Annotated in this window: 28 protein-coding genes and 1 riboswitch; of the genes, 6 read left to right on the top strand and 22 right to left on the bottom strand. The window is 45.9% G+C overall.

All coding sequences use genetic code 11. The annotated features are described in order from the left end of the window. The first annotated feature begins 10 nt into the window (after positions 1-10). The 3 genes from H1230_RS16045 (at position 11) to H1230_RS16035 (ending at position 2,960) form a co-directional block, all read left to right on the top strand. On the top strand, positions 11-1,243 hold the full coding sequence (locus H1230_RS16045; RefSeq protein ID WP_239716980.1) for an aminopeptidase: 1,233 nt from the start codon (positions 11-13) through the stop codon (positions 1,241-1,243). 44 nt (positions 1,244-1,287) lie between these two features. Continuing rightward, positions 1,288-2,517 (top strand): aminopeptidase, encoded by a 1,230-nt coding sequence (locus H1230_RS16040; protein ID WP_239716978.1) that lies wholly within the window; start codon positions 1,288-1,290, stop codon positions 2,515-2,517. 266 nt (positions 2,518-2,783) lie between these two features. Beyond that, entirely contained in the window at positions 2,784-2,960 is a 177-nt protein-coding gene (locus tag H1230_RS16035) for a hypothetical protein (protein WP_239716976.1), read from the top strand. 84 nt (positions 2,961-3,044) lie between these two features. On the opposite strand, the gene H1230_RS16030 is transcribed toward H1230_RS16035, so the two are convergent. The 5 genes from H1230_RS16030 to ltrA form a co-directional block, all read right to left on the bottom strand. Beyond that, positions 3,045-3,734: an AlkZ-related protein gene (locus H1230_RS16030; RefSeq protein WP_239716974.1), complete on the bottom strand. Its 690-nt coding sequence runs from the start codon at positions 3,732-3,734 to the stop codon at positions 3,045-3,047. Between the two features lie 7 nt (positions 3,735-3,741). Beyond that, entirely contained in the window at positions 3,742-4,323 is a 582-nt protein-coding gene (locus H1230_RS16025) for a TetR/AcrR family transcriptional regulator (RefSeq protein WP_239716972.1), read from the bottom strand. 6 nt (positions 4,324-4,329) lie between these two features. Beyond that, positions 4,330-5,043 (bottom strand): MBL fold metallo-hydrolase, encoded by a 714-nt coding sequence (locus H1230_RS16020; protein ID WP_239716970.1) that lies wholly within the window; start codon positions 5,041-5,043, stop codon positions 4,330-4,332. A gap of 343 nt (positions 5,044-5,386) precedes the next feature. Further along, positions 5,387-6,013 carry a hypothetical protein gene (locus tag H1230_RS16015; RefSeq protein ID WP_239716968.1) on the bottom strand — a complete coding sequence of 209 codons (627 nt, stop codon included), beginning with the start codon at positions 6,011-6,013 and terminating at the stop codon, positions 5,387-5,389. A 196-nt stretch (positions 6,014-6,209) separates the two neighbouring features. Further along, positions 6,210-7,502 (bottom strand): group II intron reverse transcriptase/maturase, encoded by a 1,293-nt coding sequence (gene ltrA, locus H1230_RS16010; protein WP_239716966.1) that lies wholly within the window; start codon positions 7,500-7,502, stop codon positions 6,210-6,212. A 369-nt stretch (positions 7,503-7,871) separates the two neighbouring features. On the opposite strand from ltrA, the gene H1230_RS16005 reads away from it, so the two are divergent. Further along, positions 7,872-8,018 (top strand): hypothetical protein, encoded by a 147-nt coding sequence (locus tag H1230_RS16005; RefSeq protein WP_239711185.1) that lies wholly within the window; start codon positions 7,872-7,874, stop codon positions 8,016-8,018. Positions 8,019-8,086: 68 nt separating this feature from the next. Here H1230_RS16005 and pstB read toward each other — a convergent pair whose 3' ends face one another. The 4 genes from pstB to H1230_RS15985 all read right to left on the bottom strand — a co-directional run bounded on the left by pstB (position 8,087) and on the right by H1230_RS15985 (position 11,758). Then, the gene (gene pstB / locus H1230_RS16000) at positions 8,087-8,869 is read right to left on the bottom strand and encodes a phosphate ABC transporter ATP-binding protein PstB (RefSeq protein ID WP_239716964.1); all 783 of its coding nucleotides are present in this window, start codon (positions 8,867-8,869) and stop codon (positions 8,087-8,089) included. A 38-nt stretch (positions 8,870-8,907) separates the two neighbouring features. Next, entirely contained in the window at positions 8,908-9,804 is an 897-nt protein-coding gene (pstA, locus tag H1230_RS15995) for a phosphate ABC transporter permease PstA (RefSeq protein WP_239716962.1), read from the bottom strand. Further along, entirely contained in the window at positions 9,801-10,703 is a 903-nt protein-coding gene (pstC, locus tag H1230_RS15990) for a phosphate ABC transporter permease subunit PstC (RefSeq protein ID WP_239716960.1), read from the bottom strand. The genes pstA and pstC overlap by 4 nt, the downstream gene beginning before the upstream one ends. Before the next feature lie 92 nt (positions 10,704-10,795). Then, complete coding sequence (locus H1230_RS15985; RefSeq protein WP_239716958.1) at positions 10,796-11,758, bottom strand: phosphate ABC transporter substrate-binding protein; 963 nt, start codon at positions 11,756-11,758, stop codon at positions 10,796-10,798. A gap of 192 nt (positions 11,759-11,950) precedes the next feature. On the opposite strand from H1230_RS15985, the gene H1230_RS15980 reads away from it, so the two are divergent. Continuing rightward, positions 11,951-12,838 carry a LysR family transcriptional regulator gene (locus H1230_RS15980; protein ID WP_239716956.1) on the top strand — a complete coding sequence of 296 codons (888 nt, stop codon included), beginning with the start codon at positions 11,951-11,953 and terminating at the stop codon, positions 12,836-12,838. Between the two features lie 103 nt (positions 12,839-12,941). On the opposite strand, the gene H1230_RS15975 is transcribed toward H1230_RS15980, so the two are convergent. The 7 genes from H1230_RS15975 to queF form a co-directional block, all read right to left on the bottom strand. Then, positions 12,942-13,787: a class I SAM-dependent methyltransferase gene (locus H1230_RS15975; protein WP_239716954.1), complete on the bottom strand. Its 846-nt coding sequence runs from the start codon at positions 13,785-13,787 to the stop codon at positions 12,942-12,944. Between the two features lie 32 nt (positions 13,788-13,819). After that, positions 13,820-14,734, bottom strand: a complete 915-nt coding sequence (locus H1230_RS15970) for a DMT family transporter (RefSeq protein WP_239716952.1) — start codon at positions 14,732-14,734, stop codon at positions 13,820-13,822. Between the two features lie 182 nt (positions 14,735-14,916). Beyond that, entirely contained in the window at positions 14,917-15,441 is a 525-nt protein-coding gene (locus tag H1230_RS15965) for a cysteine hydrolase family protein (protein WP_239716950.1), read from the bottom strand. Positions 15,442-15,605: 164 nt separating this feature from the next. Next, positions 15,606-16,328 carry a 7-carboxy-7-deazaguanine synthase QueE gene (queE, locus tag H1230_RS15960; protein ID WP_239716949.1) on the bottom strand — a complete coding sequence of 241 codons (723 nt, stop codon included), beginning with the start codon at positions 16,326-16,328 and terminating at the stop codon, positions 15,606-15,608. Continuing rightward, positions 16,321-16,803 (bottom strand): 6-pyruvoyl trahydropterin synthase family protein, encoded by a 483-nt coding sequence (locus H1230_RS15955; RefSeq protein ID WP_239716947.1) that lies wholly within the window; start codon positions 16,801-16,803, stop codon positions 16,321-16,323. The genes queE and H1230_RS15955 overlap by 8 nt, the downstream gene beginning before the upstream one ends. Further along, on the bottom strand, positions 16,804-17,469 hold the full coding sequence (gene queC / locus H1230_RS15950) for a 7-cyano-7-deazaguanine synthase QueC (protein WP_239716945.1): 666 nt from the start codon (positions 17,467-17,469) through the stop codon (positions 16,804-16,806). A gap of 29 nt (positions 17,470-17,498) precedes the next feature. Beyond that, positions 17,499-17,999, bottom strand: coding sequence for a preQ(1) synthase (gene queF / locus H1230_RS15945; protein WP_154119587.1), 501 nt, complete (start codon positions 17,997-17,999; stop codon positions 17,499-17,501). Between the two features lie 207 nt (positions 18,000-18,206). After that, a riboswitch (PreQ1 riboswitch) is annotated at positions 18,207-18,250 on the bottom strand. A gap of 445 nt (positions 18,251-18,695) precedes the next feature. On the opposite strand from queF, the gene ymzB reads away from it, so the two are divergent. Continuing rightward, complete coding sequence (gene ymzB / locus H1230_RS15940) at positions 18,696-19,031, top strand: protein YmzB (protein WP_239716943.1); 336 nt, start codon at positions 18,696-18,698, stop codon at positions 19,029-19,031. A 62-nt stretch (positions 19,032-19,093) separates the two neighbouring features. Here ymzB and murB read toward each other — a convergent pair whose 3' ends face one another. From murB to H1230_RS15910, 6 genes are all read right to left on the bottom strand, one after another. Then, positions 19,094-20,005, bottom strand: a complete 912-nt coding sequence (gene murB / locus H1230_RS15935) for a UDP-N-acetylmuramate dehydrogenase (protein ID WP_239716941.1) — start codon at positions 20,003-20,005, stop codon at positions 19,094-19,096. A 271-nt stretch (positions 20,006-20,276) separates the two neighbouring features. Next, entirely contained in the window at positions 20,277-21,086 is an 810-nt protein-coding gene (locus tag H1230_RS15930) for a (2Fe-2S)-binding protein (protein ID WP_239716939.1), read from the bottom strand. A 46-nt stretch (positions 21,087-21,132) separates the two neighbouring features. Further along, the gene (locus H1230_RS15925; RefSeq protein ID WP_239716937.1) at positions 21,133-21,939 is read right to left on the bottom strand and encodes an ABC transporter ATP-binding protein; all 807 of its coding nucleotides are present in this window, start codon (positions 21,937-21,939) and stop codon (positions 21,133-21,135) included. 54 nt (positions 21,940-21,993) lie between these two features. After that, a complete protein-coding gene (locus H1230_RS15920; protein WP_239716935.1) occupies positions 21,994-23,028 on the bottom strand; it encodes a FecCD family ABC transporter permease in 1,035 nt (344 codons plus the stop codon). Further along, positions 23,025-24,086: a FecCD family ABC transporter permease gene (locus H1230_RS15915; protein WP_239716933.1), complete on the bottom strand. Its 1,062-nt coding sequence runs from the start codon at positions 24,084-24,086 to the stop codon at positions 23,025-23,027. The genes H1230_RS15920 and H1230_RS15915 overlap by 4 nt, the downstream gene beginning before the upstream one ends. A 311-nt stretch (positions 24,087-24,397) precedes the next feature. Next, positions 24,398-25,423, bottom strand: a complete 1,026-nt coding sequence (locus tag H1230_RS15910) for an iron-hydroxamate ABC transporter substrate-binding protein (protein WP_239716931.1) — start codon at positions 25,421-25,423, stop codon at positions 24,398-24,400. Positions 25,424-25,582: the final 159 nt, after the last annotated feature.

The raw sequence follows: 25,582 nt of genomic DNA, 5'->3' as shown, positions 1-25,582 counted from the left end.
GGAAATAACAATGACTGATTTCAAGGCTCAGCTTAGTAAATACGCAGATTTGGCTGTCCAAATAGGTGTAAACATTCAACCCGGCCAGATTTTGGTCGTGAATGCACCAATTACAGCTGCAGAATTCGTTCGCCTCATTACAGCCAAGGCCTATGCCGTTGGTGCAAGCTTAGTCAAAGTAAACTGGAGCGACGAGAGTATTACGCGCCAGCAATTCGAGCATGCAGCACCAGAAGTGTTCACTAAAGCTCCAACCTGGTTAGCGGGTGAGATGACTGAGTTTGCCGAGAATGGTGCCGCTATACTTGCCGTTGTCGCTGAAAACCCGGATGCCCTTAAAGGCATTGATCCTGAACGGATTGCCAACTTCCAAAAAACGCGGGGAACGGCCATGTCCAAGTTCCGTGAATACCAGATGTCAGACAAGATCAGTTGGAGTGTCGTAGCCGTACCTTCCCAAGCTTGGGCAGACAAGGTATTTCCCGACGTTCCTGCCGAAGACAGAATTAACAAGCTTTGGGAGGCTATTTTTCATACGGTGCGCCTTGACCGTGAAGATCCATTGGCAGCCTGGCAGGAGCATCTGGACACGTTGGAACAAAAGGCCAATGTTCTCAATGCCAAGCAATATAAGAAGCTGCACTACATAGCACCAGGCACAGACCTTAGTATTGAGCTGCCTGAAGGCCATATCTGGGCGCAAGGCGACAGTGTTAACGCTAAAGGCCATTCTTTTGTGGCCAATATGCCAACGGAAGAAGTATTCACAGCTCCGCTGAAGACAGGTGTTAATGGTACGGTCCACAGCACGAAACCACTGAGCTATGGTGGCAACATTATTGACGATTTCTCTATTACCTTCGAGAACGGCAAAATTGTAAGTGTAACTGCCGAAAAGGGGCAGGAAGCGCTGGAGTATTTGATCAGTCTGGATGAAGGTGCGAAATACCTCGGCGAGGTCGCGCTAGTTCCGCACAAGTCTCCCATTTCCGAATCCAATATTTTATACTACAATACACTGTTTGACGAGAATGCCTCCAATCACTTGGCCATTGGTACTGCTTATCCATTCTGCCTTAAGGGTGGCAAAGAAATGACTCAGGAGGAACTGATCGAACACGGACTGAACACAAGCGTGACTCATGTCGATTTCATGATTGGTTCACCTGAGATGGATATTTACGGGATTACAGCTGATGGCAACAAGGAGCCCGTATTCCTGAAGGGGAATTGGGCATTTTAGGAACGAAATTAGAGAGACCAGAGTTATTGGGAGGAGCAGAAACCATGTTGGATTTCAAGCAAAAGCTGGAGAATTACGCGCTTCTGGCAGTCAAAATCGGAGTTAATATCCAACCCGGACAGACTCTTGTCGTGAATGCCGATATCGCAGCTTCAGAACTGGTGCGTTTAGTTGTGCGCAAGGCTTATGAGGAAGGCGCCAAGCTTGTCAAAGTTATTTATAGTGATGAATTCGTTACACGCGCCCGCTACGAGCTGGCTCCCTCCGCTTCCTTTCTAGAAGCACCGCAATGGCATGCGGATGAGATGGAGGATCTTGGCAAGAAGGGTGCGGCCATTCTGACGATCATCTCCACCAATCCGGATCTACTAAGCGGTATAGAGGCTGGAAGAATTGCCGACAATCAACGGACAACAGGGCAGGCTATGGCTCCTTACCGTGAGCTAATGATGGGGAATCACATCAGTTGGAACGGCCTTGCGTTCCCTTCACCATCTTGGGCGGCAAAAGTATTCCCTACTGCTCCGCCTGAACAACAGGTTGATCTATTATGGGATGCCATTTTCAAAGCGGTCCGTGCGGATCAGGAGGACCCTATTGCCGCCTGGACGCAACATCTCGATGGACTTCAGAAGCGTTGCACTACCTTAAACAATAGAAAATACCGCAAGCTGCACTATACAGCGCCTGGAACGGATCTGACTATCGAATTGCCCGAAGGACATATTTGGTGTCAAGCCGGTGCCGTGAACGGCCGCGGAGTCCCTTTTGTAGCCAATATTCCGACGGAGGAAGTATTTACAGCTCCGCTTAAGACAGGAGTCAACGGCAAGGTCAGCAGCACGAAGCCACTCAGCTATGGTGGCAACATCATTGATCGATTTACCCTCACTTTGGAGAATGGAAAAGTAACAGACTACACCGCAGAAGAAGGCAGTGAAACGTTAGCTGCTCTACTCTCCATGGACGAAGGTTCTGCTTTTCTTGGTGAAGTAGCACTGGTGCCCTTCCACTCGCCCATCTCGGAAAGCGGAATTCTTTACTACACTACGCTGTTTGACGAGAATGCTTCCTGCCATTTGGCAATAGGTGCAGCCTATGCCTTCACCCTGCAAGAAGGTATCCATATGACTAAAGAGCAACTGGCGGAAAAAGGCATGAACCAAAGCCTTACTCATGTTGACTTCATGATGGGTTCTCCAGACATGAATATTGATGGGATCACGGATGATGGAGCAAGCGAACCGATATTCCGAAATGGCAATTGGGCCTAAACACCTAACTTCCTTAATAGCTTAAACAGAAGACGACCCGCTTTTTCCTTCTTATCAAGGAAAAGCGGGTCGTCTTTTTGTAAATATAAGAATTTATATGTTTTACCCAATAACTTATCCTTATATTTCTCGAAGAATCGAATATCTGCCGTGCAAATACATCAAATTTGAATATTTGTTCAAAATATGTTCACAATATCGTTGATTTTTATTCACAAATATGTCACAATACAGTTAAGGATTGAATTTCCAAGGAGGAGATCAACATGATTAAGGATCCATCATCTAAAGAAATGGACATGGTAGAAACTGAACGGACTGACGACCAAAAGCCCACTGATTCAAGTATCTTTGCATCTAATGCAATCAAATATACCGCCTTTGTCATGCTGCTATTCGGATTTCTATACTTCGTAATTGAATACTTGGCGCCTATGCTGTAATCGTTGGCTATGTATATACAACTTAATAGAGAACGCTTACGGCTAATCTCGCTCACCTTGGGCTATGACTAGCCGTTTTTATGTTTACCAGGATAATGCCTTGTTGATCCATGTTATCGCAGCTGGTGTCCATATGCCATCCATTCTTGAATGCAACCACTGAATGGCTTCCTCCCGAGTGCCAGGATTCATGGATAGACCGCTCTCCTTCAACCAGTGACTTGCCGTTTCGAAAGAAGTACTGTTCCAGCCATTCTTCTCTCCCACCGCATTATGGCGTTCCTTCACTCCCGAAATAACGATATCCAGTGATCCTTGCAGCTCTGTAACCGCATTGTCAAACTGTGACTTCTTTTCTTTCGCCTTCATCTCTGCTTCGGCCCGCAAGCTGCGTGTATCTATACCTTGATTAGTACGAATGATCTTCAATAAAGTCAGCGCTTCTCGGCTGGAAAGACCATTATTGTACCGTTCTTCCAGAGCAAGGGAGCTACCGGCTGCCGCTACGAATACGGGAAACCACTCCTTAGATACTAAAACTGCCTTTTTCTTGATGAACTTTCCGTATCCAGCCAGACCCTCTCCGGGAAATCGTGCACGCCACGCCCAGGGGTCCAGCTCTGTACCGGTATGCCAATTCTCTGCCTTTGTGATTCCACTTATTGAAGGATGTTCAGGGATTAGCGGGGCTAGTGGCAAAATACCGACCTTCGCTAATATTTCCGCCGCCTCTTCATAAGTTGTAATGCTAACCTGTTCTTCCATACTCTTCATTGCACTCTCATCCCTTTCCTACAGCCTTCATATTTCCTATACCCGCAATAAACGTACTAATGAGCCGGTACAAGCTGATATTGGCGTCAAGCGGCATACCGAACCCTCCCTTATGCTCCAATGAAGTGAAGCCGTGCAGAATACTACGCAGCCCTCGAATGGCATGCAGTTCTCCCTCAGCTCCCAGGTCATACGCTTTTAGCGCATGAATCATCAGTGACAAAATAAGATTGCCTGCCAATTCTAGTGGAACATTCTCCTGTTCTGGTGCCCGCAATGTTGTTTCATACAGACCCGGACGGCTTCTTGCAAAATCGACATACGCTTGGCTCATAGCGTGAATTGCGATATCACCACTAACTCCCTCTACTGCTGCTGACATCCTTGTGTAGAGCTGTTCCAGTCCGTAAATAGCCAGTAAAGTCCGTAAACCTTGCAACCCATTAATATGATTGTACAAGGAAGGGGAACGCACGCCCAGCTTGGCTGCCAGCGCAGCCAGGGTTACTGCTTCAATTCCTTGTTCATCAGCTATATCCGCTGCGGCCATTACAAGGGTATGGGTGTCTAAGCCTGCTCTTGGTGACATGTTGATCTACTCCTGTCCCTGTCTAATTTGTGCCGTACGAATAGCTTCCTTGATCTTGTGAACGGGTTCTTTAAGCAAATCTCCATGACCTACTGCTAGTAACGACGGTGAAGCCTCCAGCAGCTTGAGGGCGCTGGCCAAAGCCAAGCCTTTATTCCAGGTAGCCAGGGCCGGAAAAGGAAACCACGGAACAACAGTCCCCGATACGGCCGTCCCCCGGAAGGTCTGAAAAGCATCTCCGACAATAACGGCTCCGCTACGCTTATCCAGAAATGACATCGAACCTGGAGTATGACCAGGCGTACTGATCGCCGTCAATGATCCAACCGTATCCCCTTCATACAGCAATACATCCGCTTGAGTCAAAACCTTCTTGGGAACACCACCCTTTATAGGACTCTGGGGCTCGCCAACCCGTAAAGAACGATCTCCACGCAGCAAGCCTGCATCCCTCTCCGAAATATACACCTGCGCATTAGGGAACTTTTTCTTAAGTCCGTCTAACCCACCCACATGGTCATCATGAGCGTGAGTCAGGACAATTCGGGTGATCTCCTTATTTAAGTTCGCTGCGGTGCGGACAATTCCTTTCACACTAAAAGGCATCGCCGCATCTATTAGAGTCAAGTCTTTCTCTTCTTCAACAATGTAACAATTCACTGGGAACAATCTTGGCATCCAAGTAAGCTGTAGCAACTGGCCTTCACGAGTAACTCTCATAGGTATCCCTCCAATAAACTAATGTCATTAGCTTAAATATAAACTAATGTGATTAGTTTTGCAATATAGAAATTACACCTAGGATATGACTGTTTTATCTCAAGTTTTGGTTCGACCAGGATTTCAATTAGAAGATCTACCCTTCCGTGAATATTTCTGCGCTCAAAATTATGGACACACCAAAATTGTAGCTTATAACTTCAAGGATGACGAAATACCAGGCCAGTAGAGCTCAGGAATTGAGTTTCTTGATCATTCAACGGGTTGATGAATACTAGATGTCCTTCCCTAATTATCACTGCAGATCTCATAGTAGTTAAGCTTTTGGGGAGCTGATCAAGTTCTATGTTTTTTCACAAGAGAAATATTCTACAATGATTTTGAAATTTTCTTGCAAGCCTTTGACTCCATCTACTTTTAACAAATTCAGCTTTAAATGATTGGCTTCCTGTTGGACAAGCTCAGCAAACAGAGCATCTCTCGACATCCACTTATCAAAAGAAACCGCAGGATCGTCTGTTTGCTGTAATAATTCTTGTACCCAAACTCTCTGGCTATAATGTTCCCTTTGGAAACGTTCAGTAGGAACAATCCATATTGCTTTATGCTTTTCTCTCATATGGGGTAACACCAAATGGGGTAATAATTGATTTCCTTCAACTACAATAGGTAGGTTAGGCTTGGCAGCAAGATCCTCTAAGACCATTGAGAAATCTTCCCTAACGAATTGGAGATAAACTCGTAATTGTTCTTCAACATCCCTGGTATAAAAAACTTCGTTAGGCTTCATCTTAGATACTTTATGCATAGCGGACTGTTTGTTACGTGAAATTTTCTGCATATGTATATCAGAGTGTTCATCACAAGCATATAGTTCAAGCCCATACTTATCTGCATACATCTTCGCTAATGTACTTTTACCTGCACATGCCGATCCACCGATCCAGTAAATGATTTGATCTACTGCCATAATCTCGCCTCATTTTCGGTATATTTGTTTGGTTATTGATCACCTGAGAATAATCACATAATTTTACAGTCTCCTTATTTTTTTAGCAAATAGCTCTAGAGTAAAGGGCTGGCCTGACCAGCCCTTCCTCATCAAACCGTACGTGAGGTTTTCCCTCATACGGCTTTCCGATGTTCGTCATTCATGGGCATACAGTTTACAATAGCGTTTTAAGTCCATACTGGACGGCAATATATCTAACCTCTTTCAGTGAACCCATCCATCTTCTACGTTGTCTTTTCTTGGCATACCACCGGGTTAATCGCTGCAAAATATACCAGTCCAACTTGGCTAATCTCTTTTGGCTGTAGTTCGTGTAGTAATAATTTCTCCATCCTTGGATCTTTGGATTGAGCCATTTCACCTGTTCCGCAAACGATTTCGAGCGCATGCTCGGGGGAGCCAATCTTTCTTTGACCACCTCTCGAATGCGTTCCTCTGCCTTTTTCGTTAGCCACTGTTGTGTGGTGTAGTACACCTTGCCTTGGGATGTTTCTGCTCTCGTTTTTCGGTGATGCATCCCCAAGAAGTCGAATCCTTCGTCTCCCGTCCATAATCCTACAATGCGGGTTTTGGTCGGGTGTAGGGATAACTCCAAACGCTCCATGATTTTGCGTATGAGCTCATACGCATGTTCGGCGTCCTTTTTCGTTTTGCAAACCACTACAAAGTCGTCTGCATACCTCGTGAGCTCCCCTACTCCTTTCCCGTGTTTCTCCCACAATTGGTCGAAGTAATTTAGATAGATATTCGCAAGGAGCGGTGAAATCACGCCTCCTTGCGGAGTCCCTAAATCCGAGCGTCTTACCGTTCCTTCTTCCATAACTCCCGCTTGTAGCCACTTCCTCATTAATTTCAGTATCCGCCTGTCATTGATACGCATTTGCACCAATTTCATAAGCTTCTCTTGATTAATATTGTCGAAGTAGCCTTGGATATCGACGTCGACTACCCAATTTCCTTTGCGGTTGCAGGCTTTACGAATACGTTCCAACGCCCCTTTAGCACTTCGTTTCGGACGAAAACCGAAGGATACTTCCCCAAAGTCTGCTTCAAAGATGGGTTCAATCACTAGTTTGGTTGCCATCTGTATGACTCGATCCCGTACGGTGGGTATGCCTAATGGCCTTTGCTTTCCGTCTTTCTTCGGGATATAGTGTCGCCTTACGGGTTGCGGATGGTAGTTACCTTCTTTAAGTTCTCGCTCACATGTCTTGAGAAACCATATTTCTCCTTGTTCCTCAATGTCTGCTAGCGTCACGGCATCTACTCCCGCAGCTCCCTTGTTGGCTTTCACTCGTTTCCACGCTTCGCACAATACATCCCACCGATAGATCTTGTCATACAATGCATGGAATTTACGCTTTTTGTTCGCCTTGGCCGCATGACCTAGCTTTTTTTGGAGTTGTTGAACTTTTTCCTTGGGTGTCGTTAGCCGGTTGGCATTCACTCACTCGTACCTCCTCCAAAAGCATAAACAAAGCAGGGCTCCTTCCCTCCCTAAGGTTATGTTGTCCTTAGGTTCCTTGGTACTATGAGCCCCTCGGACTCCCTTCCCACAGACGGTTCATTTCGTCTTCTGGACTTATAGAGCGCCTCTTTACGGATTCCTAAAAAAAAAAAAATCCCGTGTGGGGGAGGGTCTCCCCAGTTCACTGCATTATCTTTCAAACCCATGCCGTTCCCTATACGCCGGAGGATTCTTCACTGCTGCTCCAAGTTCTGCACAGTTTCCATGGCCTTCGTCTATATTCTCGAGACTCGGCACCCTCTTTTCCCCTTTGCAGGGCCTTTTTGACGACGCGGCAGGATTCACTTCATGTTGCGGCCTGGATTGTCGCTCGCCCTGTCTCTGACAGGTACTTTTGTCGATGCGCTTTTACACACAGATTTCTCCATGCGCAAGCATCCTAGCTACCAAGGTGGCTTGGCCCCTCCTTGGGTTGGACTTTCACCAACTAGATAATGCGTGCCTCTGGGCACGCATAATAAATAAAAAAAGCACCATCCCCATAAGGATAGTGCCTCCTTCCATCAGCCGAACCGGCCCATGATGTATTCCTGGGTCATTTGATTCGTTGGATTTGTAAAGACCTTCTCGGTCTTATCATATTCAACAAGCGTGCCTAAGTAGAAATAGGCGGTATAATCAGAAATACGAGCGGCCTGCTGCATGTTATGCGTCACAATGACAATCCGCAGATCTTCCTTCAGCTCTTTGATTAACTCCTCTATTTTACCAGTAGAGACAGGGTCAAGAGCCGAAGCTGGCTCATCTAGTAGCAATATTTGCGGATTAACCGATAATGCTCTGGCAATACAAAGTCGCTGCTGTTGTCCACCGGACAGAGCCAACGCTGAATCCTTCAGACGGTCCTTCACTTCATCCCACAGTGCGGCGCGGCGCAGGCTGCTTTCCACAATCTCATCCAGGGCCTTCTTACCTCTAATTCCGTGATATTTGGGTCCAAAGGCAATATTGTCATAAATAGATTTATAGAACGGGTTGGGCTTCTGCCAGACCATGCCAATCTTCTGCCGCAGCTTGATCACATCCGTACCCGGGGCATTGATATCGATACCATCGATCCAGATACTGCCTTTGGTTGTCGATCCGGAGATTTCGTCATTCATCCGGTTCAGCGAACGAAGAAAGGTTGATTTACCGCAGCCTGAAGGGCCGATTAATGCGGTAACGGTATTCTGTGCAAATGGAAGACTAATTCCTTTTACCGCCTCATACGTTCCGTAGAAAATACTCAACTGCTCTGTTTGAAAAGCTTCACCAACTGGTGTTTCTATTGCCGTTGCTCCCATGACTTACTCCTCCTAAAGGTTTCTACTATAAGCCCGCATTAGTCCATGCTTTTTGATGCAGTGAGTTTGCGGTATATCAATCTGCCGAAGTAACGTGCGGCCAGATTAAAGATTAATACGGTTAATACGAGCACTGCTGAAGCCCCTGCGGCAATTTGAGCGGCATCGGGAGCCAGTCCTTCACTGTTGATCTTCCAAATATGCACAGCCAGTGTTTCTGCCGGACGGAATGGATTCAGCGGTGAAGAAGGGCTTAGCGGGTTCCAGTTAGTGAAATCCAGACGTGGACTGCTCATACCGGCTGTGAACATCAGCGCGGCGGCTTCCCCAAATACACGGCCTGCGGACAGTATAGTTCCGGTAATAATTGTTGGCAGAGCCACCGGTAACAGTACGGAGGTTACGATCTTCCACTTGGATAATCCAAGCGCAAAGCCTGCCTCTTTTTGCTGGTTGGGTACACTTCGGAAGGCCTGCTCCGTAATCCGCACCATCAGCGGTAGATTAAATACTGTCAGCGCCAGCGCACCGGAAATTAAGGAGAACCCCAGATTAAAGTAATTGACAATCAATAGCAATCCGAACAAGCCAACTACGATGGAAGGGAAAGAAGACAACACTTCCACGATCAGACGGATGAAGCCGGTAAGCTTGCCGGGCCGAGCATATTCGGCCATGAAAATACCGGCGCCTAAACCAAGTGGTACCGTAATAATCAATGTCAATACGAGCAAGAAGATTGAGTTGAATAGCTGTGGCCCAACCCCGCCGCCTGCACGGATCTTTTGGGGTGCAGAGGTAAGGAAATCCCAACTGACATGACTTAAACCCCTGAATAGAATATATCCTAATAGACCTACAAGAATGGCTACGATAAAAAGTGCGAAAAATACGATCAGACTAGTAGCAATCTTGTCTACAGTTCTCGGCTTCAAATTTTATTTCTCCTTTCAAGCAGTCTTACGAGGAAGACGAATACAAAGGTCATCAGCATTAACACCAGCGCCATACTCCACAGTGCATTATTATGCGCCGAGCCCATAGTGGTGTTGCCCATTCCGAGCGTGATCACACTTGTTAAGGTAGAAGCCGATTCAAAGAGCGAGCGTGGTATGAATGGAGCATTACCAATAACCATCTGTACAGCAAGTGCTTCACCAAATGCACGGGCCATACCTAGAACAATCCCTGTCATAATGGCAGGAAACGTAGTTGGGATGATGACCCGGGATATCGTCTGCCACCGGGTGGCACCAAGCGCAAAGGAAGATTCTTTCAAATTTTGCGGCAATGAAGCCAGCGCGTCTGCAGCCACGCTTGTAATGGTCGGCAGAATCATTACCGACAGCACAAGCGCGCCTGCAGCTACCCCGATACCCTGACCAGGCAGCGTGTTGCGCAGAAACGGTACAATTACACTTAATCCTATAAAGCCGTAAACGACCGAAGGGATACCTGATAGCAATTCAATGACAGGCTGCAGGAGCTTTTTGCCCCAACCCGGAACAATCTCGGTCATAAACAACGCGGCGCATAAGCTAAGCGGGCTGGCTATAAGTGCAGCAAGAAGGGTAACTAAGAAAGAGCCAGCAATAAATGGAAAGGCTCCGAAGGATGGTGTATCCCCGTCAGGTGACCACTTGGTGCCGAATAAAAAATCAGAAACAGTGACATCCCCACTAATAAAGGTGGAAATCCCTTTAGAGGCTACAAAATATACCATCGATACAATAATTACGATCAATAGCGCCACACAAAAGGACATATATGTACGTCCTATAAAATCTTCAATATGATGTTTTTCAATGCGTGCTTTCTTTGGTTTCACCCTCAAGCTGCTCCCTCTTTCTAAAGTGAAAAGAGAGGCAGATAAATTCCGCCTCTAATCACTTGAAATTCTAATGAATATCTTAACCTGATGTTGTATTATTTTGTCGTAACAGTACCTGCTACATCGCGTGTAACCTGCATTTTTGATGCTGCAATGTATCCAAGTTCTACTACATCACCTGATTGCACTTCATCTGTCATGAGGTAATCAAGGAATGCTTTAACTGTTGCATTTGGTTCGCCGTTTGTATACATATGCTCGTAAGCCCATACTGGATATTTACCAGCAATGACATTATCAACGGATGGTTCAACACCATCATAATTAAGAGTCTTCACAGTATCATCAAGGTAAGACAGAGCCAGATAACCGATGGCGCCTGGTGTTTCACCGATCATTTTCTTAACTGTACCGGAAGAATCCTCTTGGATCGAACCTTGGATATCTTCAGTTTTAGTTCCAAGTGCAAAGCTTTCAAAAGTTGCACGAGTACCGGAGCTGCTTGGACGGTTAATAATTTGAATCTTTTGGTCTGCACCGCCAACTTCCTTCCAGTTAGTCACTTTACCAGTGAAAATATCTACCAGCTGTTGTTTAGTCAAGGTAGTAACACCTGCATCTGGATGAGTTACTGCTGCAATAGCTACAACTGCTACTTGATGATCAACCAATGTTGCCGCCTTTGCTGCGTCAGCATCTTTCAACTTCTCTTCAGCGAATACATCGGAGTTACCAATATCTACTTGTTTCTCAGCTACTTGAGTCAGGCCAGTTCCGCTGCCGCCGCCTTGCACTTGAATATCAACGCCTTTATTAGCATCCATGAATTTCTCAGCTACTTGCTCTACCAGTGGTTGCAAGGCTGTAGAACCCGAAGCCAGAATCGAACCGCTTAATTCAGCGCCGCTGCTTGTTTCTGTTGGTGCATTAGTTGCAGCTGCATTAGTACCCCCATTATTGGTTGTTGCATTATTTCCACCATTATTGTTACCACATGCCGAAAGTGCCAATACACTTGTTAAAGCCAAAGTCATGACCCACGATTTTTTAAATTGCATTTGTTTGTCTCCTCCTGATTGTTTTGTGACGCTTCTGACTCTTCCTATTCTAGAGCTCGTTCGTTAGGTAAACATCTGAGTTATGTAAAGGGAAAGATAAAAATACTAATAGAATATGTATATCGTTATAGATATAATCTATAATAAAGATATAATTTGTAATACAGCTAATCATTCAGTCGGAGGAAAGCCATGAATATTATGAAGCTTCAGATTGTAGTACTGATCGAGAAATATAAAAAAGTGACGGACGTTGCCGCCGAATTAGGCCTGAAGCAACCCACTGTATCTTTTCATATGAAAAACCTGGAAAGTGAACTTGGAACCTCATTATTCGAATATCGAAGCGGCAGAGTGCTCCTAACAGATGCTGGACGAGCCCTTCACCAATATGCAGTCAAAATCGTAAGTCTTGCGGCAGATGCCGAACGTAGTGTGAAACAGTCGTCTTCAACTTCTCAGGGAAGTCTGGAGCTTGAAGCTGGTTATATTCCTGCTACTTATATTTTGCCTAAAACAATATCTCAATTCATGAATATTAATCCGGGCATCCAATTATCCCTTTCGGTACAATCAGATGCTCTTGTTCGAGAGCGGTTACGGAGCCGGGAGATTCAGATGGCGGTTCTGCATAGCACAGATTGGAGTGATGAATCATTCAGTTTCCAGCTCATTGCCCGCGATGAAGCTGTCCTCATCTTTGCTCCTGGACATCATTTTGAGGGTGTTCGTAACCTTACACCGGAGCAGGTCGCCCGTGAGCCATGGATTCAGCATGCAAGCGGATCTCCCTTACGGGGGACTGCCGACAGATGGGCACAGCTAAACAGTGTCCGCCTGTGGAACCGCGCCGAGTTAAATTCTCCGCCAACCGTTAAAGGGATTATCCGTGAAGGGGGAACTATTGGCATCTATTCTAGAGCAGGAATTGAAGCTGAACTAGCGCTTGGCCAGTTAAAGTTTACTACGCTGCCAGGAATTTTGCCGGAGAATAGTGGTTTTGTACTGGCCTGGCGGAAAGACCACACGCTTACACCAGTTCAGCAGGCTTTTGCAGATCTATTAACAGATTCCAGATGAACAAGATGATACTTATAAATTCTTATATTTCAAAAAAACCGGTACGACCTAGCCAGCTCTTTAACAGAACATAGCATAAATCGTCCGGTGATGATCATTCTTTTTATAATCGCGAAGGTTTCCCTGCTACTAATGTAAATGTCTTAGGAATCCCCTTATCATACACATCTGAGGATAAATTGGGTTCCTCTACCAACTTGCTGATGACTAGTCCGCTGGACGCTGCTGCTGTCACGATTTCACCAAGCGTCCAGCGACGCCAGAACACGACACTATGCTCTGCTGACTCTGAATCCCCCCCTGTTGCAGGCAAATATTTGGAGTAAGATACTTTCTTTTCTTGCAGCGTTGTATCGAAATAATCACCAGTCACTTTATGCTTTCGCACCTTTGCTGTCGATCCCTTAGAGGAGATCAGCTTGGTTGTAATTGGATGGAAATCACGCAGAATAAACTTTCCTCCAAAAGCAAGCAACCGATAAACAGTATTCATAAAAGGAGTGAGATCGGTAAAATAGTGCACAATCCCCTGCTCAGCAAACACAATATCATACGATCCGTCTATAATCTCTTCCGGCAGCTTGAGCACATCTGACACGATATAGGAAAGCTGAACTCCTGCTTCCTGCGCCAGATCAGCTGCATAGCGAGCATTGGCCTCGGAAAAGTCTGCCACACTCACCTCAGCACCCAGCAGGCCGAGCGCCACCGCTTTCATGCCATTGGAGCCCATAAGGTTCATTATTTTTTTGCCGTTCACCTCGCCCAAATAGGAGGCAAGCGGGTAGAGTCTGCCAATCGGATCTTTCACCAGCTTCGCTGCGGCCTCAGTCGGTGTTCCAAAGCGGCTTGTCCAAGCCGTATACGTGTCTTCGTTCCACAGTTCCTCACTTGTTGGACTTGAATTGTTAACCAAATTTGTTTCCTGTTCTTTATCCTGTTCTTCCATTAACGTTGACCCCTTTATTATATAAATATCTGTTATGAAACGTTCTGAAGATTCGCAGACGCCTTCGCCGCTTTCTTCCGTCCTCCGTACAAATAAACAGCGAGTCCGAACATCACCAAGACCCCACCGGCCCACTGTAGCGCTCTTAGTTGTTCACCCAGCAGTAAGTAGGCTAGAATACTCGCTCCTACCGGCTCTCCTAAAATATTCATGGATACCGTTGTAGCTGAGACGTACTGCAGCAACCAGTTAAAGAGAATATGCCCGAATACGGTTGGAACTACAGCCAGCAGTACAAATATTCCCCAATCCCTCGCTGGATAATTAAAGAAGGGAACACCCATGAACAGATTATAGACGGCAAAGACGATAACAGCCGACAAGAATACGATTAAGCTATATAAGTACGAGGGCATGCGTACTACCAACTTTTGGCCGATTAACATATGTACCGCTACTGCAGCTGTTCCTCCGATAGATAAAAGATCGCCTTTAAGATTATCAGCAGAGATACCCACATCTCCCCAGCCGATAAAAAGTACACCGCCAATGGCTATAGCCATGCCGAGGAGTGCCGATATAGCGGTCCTTTCCTTATACAAAAAATAGGCGCCCAGCATAATAAACACAGGCTCCAAAGCCATAATCATCGTCGAGCTGGCCACAGAAGTATACTTCAACGAACCCATCCATAGCAAAAAGTGCAGTGCCAGCATGGTACCGGATAATCCAAGCATAACCCAGTCCTTCTTACGCAGGGCAAAAGCGGCTCCACTATAAGGCCGGGCGAATGGCAGCATCAACAGTGAAGTAAACAGCAACCTGTACATTCCCTGCACAGATGCCGGAGCCGCCGACCATTTAATAAAGATGGAAGAAAAAGATACAGCCACAATCCCAATAATCATCAGCAACGGAACGGGGACGGGCGCGGTTTTTCGATTCATAGGAGTAGTGTCCTTTCCGTATCATAAAGTCACATATGTAAATGTAACGCAGACCGCCGAAAATTGCAGCCCTTTTTCATAAAAAACATCCAAAAAGAAACGAGTACCGTCCTTTATGGACGGCACTCGTTTCAGCACTTATTGATATAACTGCTATTCATATACCCTGTTACCATATTCAATTAGAAGGACACCTCACTCTCCGCAAGCAATGCCGCAAATCTCCCTCCCAACACCGCATTATGATGTTTCACAATGTCTCCACCCGTTAAGTTCGCATTATCAAAAGTGCTGTGCGCATCCTTAACCAATACACATGTGTAACCGAGACTGTACGCGCGTCGGGTGGTGGTATCAAGACAGAACTCACTCTGCATCCCGGCTATCACGAGATCCGTAATACCCAGCCGCTGCAGCTCCTCATGCAGTGCCGTGCGGTGAAAGGCATCCCAGGTCGGCTTCTCAATAATCAGATCCCCTTCCAGCGGAGTGATGCGGCTGCTAATCTGCCAGGTGGCTAAACCTTTGGTATACTCCTCATCTTCTGTATGCTGAATATAAACAACTGGCGTACCTGCCGACCGAGCCTTATTCAGAAGCGAAACTATTCGTACCATCACGCCTTCCTCATCATGCAGCTTAAGATCAGGATAGGAGAACATCGCCTCCTGTACGTCAATAAGTAATAGTGCAGTTTTTCCACTCATTAATTAAATCCCCCTCTCAGTCATCTATAAATATTTCCATAAAGAAGATTATAGCAGAATGTGGGTTTGCTGGTCATTTGAAAATTTGATCTGTCTTCTGCGTTTGTCTGAACAAGCAGAAACAGGTACCATCCATATATGGATAGTACCTGTTTCTGAATAACTTACTTGCCTCTTTTATTATGCCAGATCAGTGCGTGCAGTTGTGGAAGCACACGCGCCAGATTCATCTCTTTATCAACTATAACTTTATTGAATAACCACTCCAGCCTTTCCAGCAACCTACCCGAGATATCACCCTCTTCTGTGACATCTTCATTACCAGGCTGGAGAAAGAGCGGTACTAAGGGATACCTCTGGTGTATGCTTTTGGCATACTCATAATCCATATCATCGAATACAACGACCTTCAAGCTTTGGGTGGCTTTGTTGCGCGCGCTTAGCTTATTCATGATGCTGTCCAGCACATCCCAATTCGTCGACATTCCCGAGCTTGGAGGTTTGGGGCTGATCGTCAGAACGTCAACCTCATAGAACCATTCCTGCCATCTGCTGCCTTGCGTTTCAATGGCGGCTTGAAGACCTCGAGCGTGAAGCATGCTTATAAACTCCCCCATACCCTCGCCAATTAAAGCTGGGTTGCCTCCAGAAATGGTCACACAGTTAAAGTTGTCCCCAGCAAGCTCCAGCAGCTCCGCCATAATCTCAGCTGGTTCCAGCATCCGTACTTTAGCCTTCGCTGAACCATCCCAGGTAAAAGCAGAATCACACCAGCTGCAGTGATAATCACAGCCGTAGGTACGGACAAACATTGTCTTCACTCCGATTACTGCGCCTTCGCCCTGAATGGTCGGCCCGAACATTTCAATTACGGGAATCTTACTCACAATCACAGCCTCCATACAGGCGGTAGGAAGGCCCCTCATCTGGAATGTCCGCAGCCAGGACTTCTGCCCACGAGGTTGGCGTCTCCCATAGCTTCACAGAATACAGCGGCAATCCGGCTTGCTTCAGGTTATTAGCGATATAACAGGACATATTCTCTACCGTAGTACGAAACGACAGCAATGCTACCTTCGAGCCTGTATTCATTAAAGTTTCCAGTACAGGTTCATTGCCCATGGCCAGAAATGCGTGATCTAGGTGGTCAATTAGACTCTGCTGGACACTATTTTTGATATCACCGAAATCAATGACAAAACCTTCATCGGAATGGCCTTCCTCCACCAGGGGGATGCCCTTCAGAACAAGTTCTAGTTTATAGGTGTGGCCGTGCAGATTGCTGCATTTGCCCTTATGTCCGACCAACTGATGCGCGGAATCAAAGGTGAAGATTTTACATACTGAAACCTCATTAAGCATTTAAGAGCTAACCTTCTTTCTTTCCGCCTCATACTGCTCGAGGCCTCTGCTGCGCAGCAGACAGGCCGGACAGGTTCCACAGCCGCTGCCAATGATTCCGTTATAACAGGTCAAGGTATGCTCACGGACATAATCAAAATAGCCTAGTTCATCGGCCATTTTCCATGTTTCTTTTTTATCCAGCCACATCAGTGGGGTATGAATTGCGAACTCATAGTCCATGGACAGGTTCAGCGTAACATTCAGTGACTTTACAAATACATCGCGGCAATCCGGATAACCACTGAAATCTGTTTGGCATACCCCCGTCACAATATGAGCATAACCCAGCTGTTTAGCTAGAATGGCCGCAAAGGATAAAAACAAGAGGTTGCGTCCATCCACGAACGTGCTGGGAAGCTCGTCCCCTTCGCCTGCGGCAATCTCTATATCATCACGGGTTAACGCGTTCGGTGCCAGTTGATTAAGCAGAGCCAAATCCAGAATATGCTGCTTCACGTTAAACTTCGCGGCAATCTCAGTGGCCACTTCGATCTCAGCGGCATGACGCTGGTTATAATTAAAGGTCACTACCTGAACTTCCTCAAATTGCTGCAGCGCCCAGATTAAACAGGTTGTGCTATCTTGTCCGCCGCTGAATACGACGAGTGCTTTTTTGTTCATCATTAGATTATCTCCTTCTCATTTCTTGGGAATTAGCGATTGCCGACTTTTTCCGGATACAGGTCATGATTGATCAAGCGATGCTCCGCCATCGACTCATACTTTGTTCCAGGTCGTCCCCAATTACAATAAGGATCAATCGAAATGCCGCCTCGTGGTGTGAATTTTCCCCATACTTCAATATAACGCGGTTCCATTAGAGCAATCAGATCATTCATAATGATGTTGACACAATCCTCATGAAAGTCGCCATGGTTGCGGAAACTGAACAGATAGAGCTTCAGCGATTTGGATTCCACCATTTTTTGCTCCGGAATATACGAAATATACATGGTACCAAAATCCGGTTGACCGGTTACAGGGCACAGACTTGTGAATTCAGGGCAGTTAAATTTAACAAAATAATCCCGACCGGGGTGCTTATTATCGAACACTTCCAGAATCTCTGGATCATAACCGAACTTGTATGACGTTCCCTGGTTGCCCAGTAAAGTAACTTCTGGCATTTCCTCTTTTAATCTTCCATCTGACATGACAAAAAACCCCTCTCTTTTCCTTCGGCTAATCGCCGGAACTGGAAAGAAGAACGAGATTTCGAAAACCTGACTCTACTAAAAACCGCAGTACCGTCCTATAAGGTCGGCATTTTATTTAGATGCAGCGAAATAGGAAATAAAGCAAAGGCGTAATGCCTCTACTTCTCGGAATCCCCATACCGGAGACTCCCCTATAGCAAAATAGCGGTCTTAGTTTTTTATAGAGGGAGTTTGCGAACCTCTCCTGCGTCACTTCACGCAGAAATCTTCTTACTTCTGTATGTTTAAAATAAAGCTATTGCGTCTTGAACTATACCATGGCGGAAGGGCTCATGACAAGCTTAAGCCTCTGGAATCATCTTGCTTAATCTTCACCGATCCTAGCGATCCATAATGAAAGACCGGCAATCCACAGAGGTATTAGGATCGGAAGCTCAAAAATAACGCCAATTGGGGGTATAATTCTATTTATGCAATAAAATATTCATGCCATTAATTATTATTTTACCTTCCGTAGGTTGAATGATCCTGGTCATCTTGGATAAACCACCTTTACCTATAGATGAAAATGACCTCACTTCAAGCAAATTCCTGAGTATAGTGAATCATCACTGCAATAATATGGATTCAATTTCACGTAAAGGGGTAAGGTAACTTAAAGCTACTTATCTCCTTGAAGGATGGGATCACGATATGGAACAGATCGAACAGCAACTTTTGGATTGGCTTAATGACCATGTGAACGAAACCGTTGTACTTGAAAAGCAGGAGCTCGACGACCTGGATACTATCCATTTTAACCTAGAGTCTGTTGATTATCGGAATGCAGAGGCTGTTATCGATGAATATCTTGGCAGTGCGCTGATCTTAAGAGGTTCAGGTAGTACACTGAATGGGGATAATGAGTTAGTGCCACTACCACAGCACAATTACGAAATTGCCGTCGCAGGACTGCATATTGAGAGCATCCGTAAGGATAAAGTCGAGTTAAAGACTGATAGAGCTAAATATGCCCTCTCATTAACGTAACTTTCAAAGCATAAAAAAATAAGCGAGGCCGCAGGTGTGGAGTTACCTGTAGCCTCGCTTATTTACTCTTCGCCAATAATTTCTACTTCGGTCTCCAGCTCAATACCAAATTTATCCTTCACTATTGCTCTTACATGCTGGATAAGTCCAATATAATCGCTGGCTGTTGCGTTATCCGTATTAACGATAAATCCAGCATGTTTCTTCGATACTTCTGCTCCGCCCATTCTTGTCCCTTGCAAACCGCTTTCCTGAATTAATTGACCTGCGTACCGCCCTGGCGGTCGTTTAAAGACACTCCCACAGGAGGGATATTCCAGGGGTTGCTTCGATTCGCGCTTGTAGGTCAAATCATCCATTGTGGACTTAATGCCTACCGCCGTAGCAGGCTTCAAGACAAACCGGGCTTCTAGGACAATAAACTCCCCGCTGGCAAATACACTTTGTCTATACCCCCACTGCAGCTCGTCACCTTGAAGCGTGACTATTTGACCTGCTTTGTTAATAGCCAGCGCACTATGCAGAACATCCTTGACTTCACCACCATAGGCACCTGCATTCATGTACAGAGCGCCTCCCACAGTTCCAGGGATACCACAGGCAAACTCAAGCCCTGATAACTCCTGCTCCAATGCATAACGCGAGACATCAATAATTGTAGCACCGCTCTGGGCATACAGGTAATCTCCGCGTATCCCCATCTCCATTAAATCAGAGGTTTGCAGAACGATTCCGCGTATGCCCCCATCCCGAATAATCACATTCGAACCATTTCCAAGAACCGTAAGCGGAATGAGATGTTGATGGGCATATGTAACAACCTGTTGCAATTCTTCATATGTGGCGGGAGTTACCAGTATATCAGCCTGCCCACCCATTTTGGTAAACACGTGATCCTTAAGAGCTTCATGAATCTTCACGGTTCCCGCAGTAACAATGTGCTGTAGATCATTTTGAACTGTGCTAATATTCATCTTTCATGCTCCTTTAATGATGTGAAAATACTATTCTTGACTGCCTTATCTTATCAACAATAATGATTACAGACTATAATCCATACTCTACTTCTTCCTTTGATCTTACCTTATATAATCTATATGAAGCATATACGTCTGCAATTATCACAGCTTAAATCAGTTGTAGGCAACCACAACTTTAACAACGAACAGGCTCCCTTGTCAATGGCGGGAGCCTGTTCGTTGTTGAAATTCAATTATTATTATAAAGCTTCTGCTTAAATTAAACCTATTCTTTAGCCGAAGCTGTCTGTTCGCGGTAATTCGTTCTACGAGCGGCTCTCTCTTCCTCTTTCAGACGGGGACAAGTGTAACAATAGCTTCCCCCATCTGTGCGGTAGTACAGGCAGCAGCGGTTGCGCATCTGTACATTTTTATCAGGATCAGCGATATCTTCGATTGTGCGCACAAGTACCTGAAAGGGATTTCTTGAGATCCCGAATACTTCAGCTGGCACATCTTTGACGAGATACTGATAATCTTGATATAAACGGTGGACCAAAGAAGGGTCACCCATTTCTTTTGCCAGAATCTCAATATAATAATTGAACTTTGTCGGTAACTGACCCCATACTTCACTCATCGGCAACCCGCCAACCTCAGCCATTTTATTCAATAAAGGTGCCATCGTATCACGGTAAAAAAGGACAAGAACTTCATCTCTCCACGCTTCACGACCCACCTCATCAATAGGAGCTTCAGTCATCCGCCAGCCCTTCAAAGAAAAGGCAACCCGGCAGTAACCATTAGCAGGTATAAGATGAATTTGTAGATTTGACAAATTTATAACCGGAACAGATAGATAGAAAGTCAGAGAGTATTGCACCGCAAGCGCTAACGTGGATAACCAATTGGCAAAATAAGCCGCAACTGCTCGATCATCCAAAGCCTTCATCAAGGGTCGATAAGTCCCCACAAAAGCTCTCATATTCTCTTCATTTGTCAGCTCTAGAGCCACGAAAGAATGCAGGGTTCCCTCAGGTGGAGTAGTATGTAGATCAAATTTAGAGCTTAAATCTTTCAGTTGTGTTTCATTCATCTAAGGCCCTCCGGTCTTCATGCTATTGCGGCTGTCAGAGCTTAAGCTACATTCCTACAGCTTTATAGGCCGCAAGCTCATAAGGCAGGCAGAGCGGAACTCCTGTACGCGGATCAGGAATAATATCAGCTTCGATCCCGAATACTTCGCGCAATACCGCTGGAGTCATTACTTCAACAGGTGAGCCTTCACTAATGACATTGCCTGATTTGATCGCTACCATATGTTGCGCGTAGCGGGAAGCGTGATTCAAATCATGAACAACCATAATAATCGTACGGCCTTCCTCTTCATTCAGCTTTTGCAGCAGTTGAAGCACTTCCAGCTGATGAGCCATATCCAGAAATGTAGTCGGCTCGTCCAGAAACAAAATATCAGTCTGCTGGGCCAGAGCCATAGCTATCCAAGCACGCTGCCGCTGCCCTCCGGAGAGGCGGTCAATCGGACGATCTTGGAATTCATCCATGCCGGTAACGGTGATTGCAGAAGCGATGATATTTCGATCCTCCGGAGTCATCGTACCGAAGCCTTTTTGATGCGGGTAGCGGCCGTAGCTGACCAGCTCAGAAACAGTCAGGCCATCAGGAGCCGTGGGATTCTGCGGCAAAATCGCCAATTGTCGAGCCACCTCTTTTGTAGATAGTGTATGGATCGATTTCCCATCCAGCATGACAGTACCACTCTTTGGCTTCATGATCCGTGCCATCGTTTTGAGAATGGTCGATTTCCCAGAGCCGTTAGCACCAACAAGTGCCGTTATTTTCCCTGTAGGAAGGGTGAGATTAAGGCCTTTGACAATCATGGCTTCCGCGTAACCAATACTCAACTCTTCTGTATTCAATCGTTCCGACATAACTTCACTCCTCAAAAGTTTTATGGAGCTTGCACTCCTCTGATATAGCTGCTGCTAGGCCTTGGATTTGGCCAATAGGTAAAGAAAGTAAGGTGCTCCGATGATTGCTACTACAATGCCTGTTGGTATTTCTGCAGGCTGCAGGACCCAACGTCCAATCGTATCAGCCGTAAGCAGCAGCAAAGCGCCGATCAAGGCACAGGACGGCAGCAATACTTGATGCCGCGGACCTACCAGCCTGCGTGCCAGATGCGGTGCAATCAAGCCTACGAAGCCAATTCCTCCGCTTACGGCTACGCAGGAGCCTGCAAGCGCGACTGCCGCTGCTAAGAGCAGTATCCGTTCTTTCTCTACTGGTGTTCCGAGTCCTGCCGAGGTCTGATCCCCCAGATTCAGCACATTAAGCACCCGGGCCTTGTAGAAGGAGAATGGAAGCAGAATTAACAACCACGGCAGCAGAGCAAGTACGAATCTCCAGTCTCCGCCCCAAATCTTGCCGGCAATCCAAGTAGCAACAAACTGGTAATTTCGCGGATCAAGTCGGAGTGACAAGATTAGCTGAAAAGCGTAGATTCCGGCGGATACCGCAATCCCGATAAGAATAAGTCTTGTGGGCGACAGTCCGTCTTCCTTCCGGTAGGACAGGAAATAAATGAGAGTTGCCGTAAGGCCCGCACCCGCTAAGGCCAATAATGGCAGTAAGAATACAGAACCTGCTGTTGACGCTGGAAAGAATGAGATATAGATAATTACAGCAAATCCTGCTCCGGCGTTTATTCCCAATGTTCCAGGCTCAGCGAGAGCATTGCGCGACAGGCTTTGCAGGATACAGCCGGACACTGCAAAGCCCGCCCCTACCAGTAACGAAATCACTATTCTCGGCAGCCGGAAATCAAAAAGAATAAGCTTCTGCTGATGAGTTCCTTCGCCTGTTAAAGTATGTAATACATCCAGCGGTGACAATCGCATAAACCCGGTATTCATACTGATGATAAAAACGGCTATGATTAGGATTCCAAGCGACGACAACACGGTAATTCCTCGAGTTCGGCGCTGCCTTTCATATGGAGAGAGTACTATTTTGCTCATGATAGCTCTCCCTTGCGTTTACTCGCTAAATAAATAAAAAAGGGAACGCCGATCAACGCGATTAAAGCTCCTAAGGGTGTTTCATACGGTGCATTAATCATTCTGGCAGCAATATCTGCAAATACAATTAACAAGCTGCCGAGAACTGCTGAGCAAGGAATGATCCAGCGATAGTCAACTCCGACCAGGTAACGCACCACATGCGGAATAATGAGTCCTATAAAAGCAACCGGCCCCACTACAGATACTGCAGTTCCGGCAAGAATGACGACAATAACCATTCCGGCGGTTTGTACCAGCCGTGTTCGCTGCCCCAGCCCAGCTGCCACATCCCTTCCTAAGCTAAGCAGTGTAATGGAACGTGATAACATCATTGCAGCGATAAGAGCCACCGCAACAAATGGAAACATTATCTTTAACTGAATCCAGGTTGTCCCTCCCATTCCACCGGCTAACCAAAAAGCTACGTCCTGTGAAAGATTGAAGAGAATCGCTACACCCTGACTAATAGCAAGCAGCAACGCACTAACTGCAGCGCCGGCAAGTGTCAGACGTAAAGGTGTGAGACCATTATAGGATAGTGATCCGATTCCGAAGACGATCAGGGCCGCTGTAGCAGCGCCGATAAAGCAGTATAGCATGAGATAAATAAAAGAAAGCGACGGTGCAAAAGCAAAAGCGACGGCCAACGCTACCCCTGCTCCAGCATTCAAACCTAGCAGACCAGAATCGGCAAGTGGGTTACGGGTCATCCCCTGCATAATAGCCCCTGCTACAGCAAAGCAAGCGCCAACTAGAGCCCCTGCTAAAGCGCGTGGAATTCGCAATTCTCTAATCACTTGATGCTGCTGTAGCTGAGGATTAAAGCGAAATACAGCTTCCCATACGGTTGCCAGCTTAATATCTGCTGCACCAACAGAGACGGAGAGCGCGAGACCAAAGACGATGGCGACAAGACCGAGTACAAGGATGCTCATTGCCGCCACTGGATGTGATCTTAAAGGCTTGTTTACTACAGTTTTCTTAATTTTGTGTGTTGATTCTGGGGATGGGACCATGAGTCGTCTCCTTATAATGAGTTACAAACTTCCAATTGATAACAACTATCATTCTCATTATCGCAAAAATATCTATTATGTACAATGGAGGCGCAGAATTTCTTATCTTTCAAGATGAAACGGCTTCGCCGTCCTTTACATGGACAGCGCCCGTTTCTTCGAGAAATATAAGGATAAATAATGGCGTGAAACATATAAATTCTTATATTTCAAAAAAAGGTGCAGGTCAGTGTATCCGGAGATACACTAATCTGCACACATCTTGTACCCGTCATGAACTAGTCACATCCGGCTGTAAGAACGAGTATTTCTTATTTCACTAGACTGGCCAATACATCGTCTATAGTCTGGGAGCCTGCAGTGGCACCGCTGTAAAGCCAACTGCTTGTTGAGCTAAGCTCATGTACATTGCCAGCTTTGACGGCTGGAATGCCCTTCCAGATTGCACTATCCAGAATAGCCGCTCCTTCTGTCTTATCACTATTCACCAGGAAGATATGATCTGCTGTCAACTCAGCGAGTTTTTCTAGAGAAATAGGATTCCAGGTAGCTCTTGTTCCTTCAGGAATTTCTGTTACAAGGTTAGGAAGCGTTACCCCAAGATCTGTATACAACACCGCGCCACTGCTGCGGGTTTCATCTACAATATAGAAGTTTTTCTGCACAAGCCAGAGAATTGCTGCGGATTCTTTACCAATTGCTCCAGAAAGCTTTTCTTTTGCGTCGGCTGCCTTCTGATCGTAATCTTTAATGGCCTGCTCTGCCTCTGGAGTCTTATTCAGAATCTCGCCGATTGTGAGCAGCGCTTTACGCCAGTCCTTGCTAAGTGCATCTCCCACTACATACGTAGGGGCAATTTTGTTCAATTGATCGTACAGTCCGTTTTGAACTTCAGACTCCGATTGAATGAGAATTAAATCGGGGGTAAAGCTCGTTACTGCTTCCAAAGGAAGATCGTAGCTGATCTTTGGGACATCCTTTAAATCAGCAGCTAAATAATCCTGGATACCGTTAGGAACTGACCATTGCGCTACCGGTGTCACACCGAGTGTTACCAAGTAATCTTCCAGATACGATCCCAGAACCCGTTGTGGATTAGCTGGAATAATAACCTTATGTCCCATGGAGTCCGTTACAGTCTTCTCTACAGCTGGTGCTTTTGTTTCTGCTGGGGCTGTTGTAGCCTCTGCTGTAGGCGCTGCAGAAACCTCTGCTCCACTATTTGCTGAATTTCCAGCATTATTATTACCGCAGGCGGATAAGAACAATACCATCACCATTAGTCCGCAAATTGCTAGTTTCATGCTTCCCAATTTCTTTTTCTTAAACGAAAACATTAAAATACCCTCCTATTATGTATCTGCATTGTTGGTCAAAGGTGTATTTGCCTTCGCCTCACTTCCTTAAATGATATTGATTCTCATTCTCTATGTCAACATAAATATTTAAATATGTGAATAATTACTTTCTTTTCTCAACTGAAAGTTAACTAAATA

Origin of the sequence: Paenibacillus sp. 19GGS1-52, from assembly GCF_022369515.1 — a bacterium.
GTDB lineage: Bacteria > Bacillota > Bacilli > Paenibacillales > Paenibacillaceae > Paenibacillus_AQ.
The sequence above is the reverse complement of the archived record's forward strand: the minus strand, read 5'-3'. Positions and strand labels throughout refer to the sequence as shown.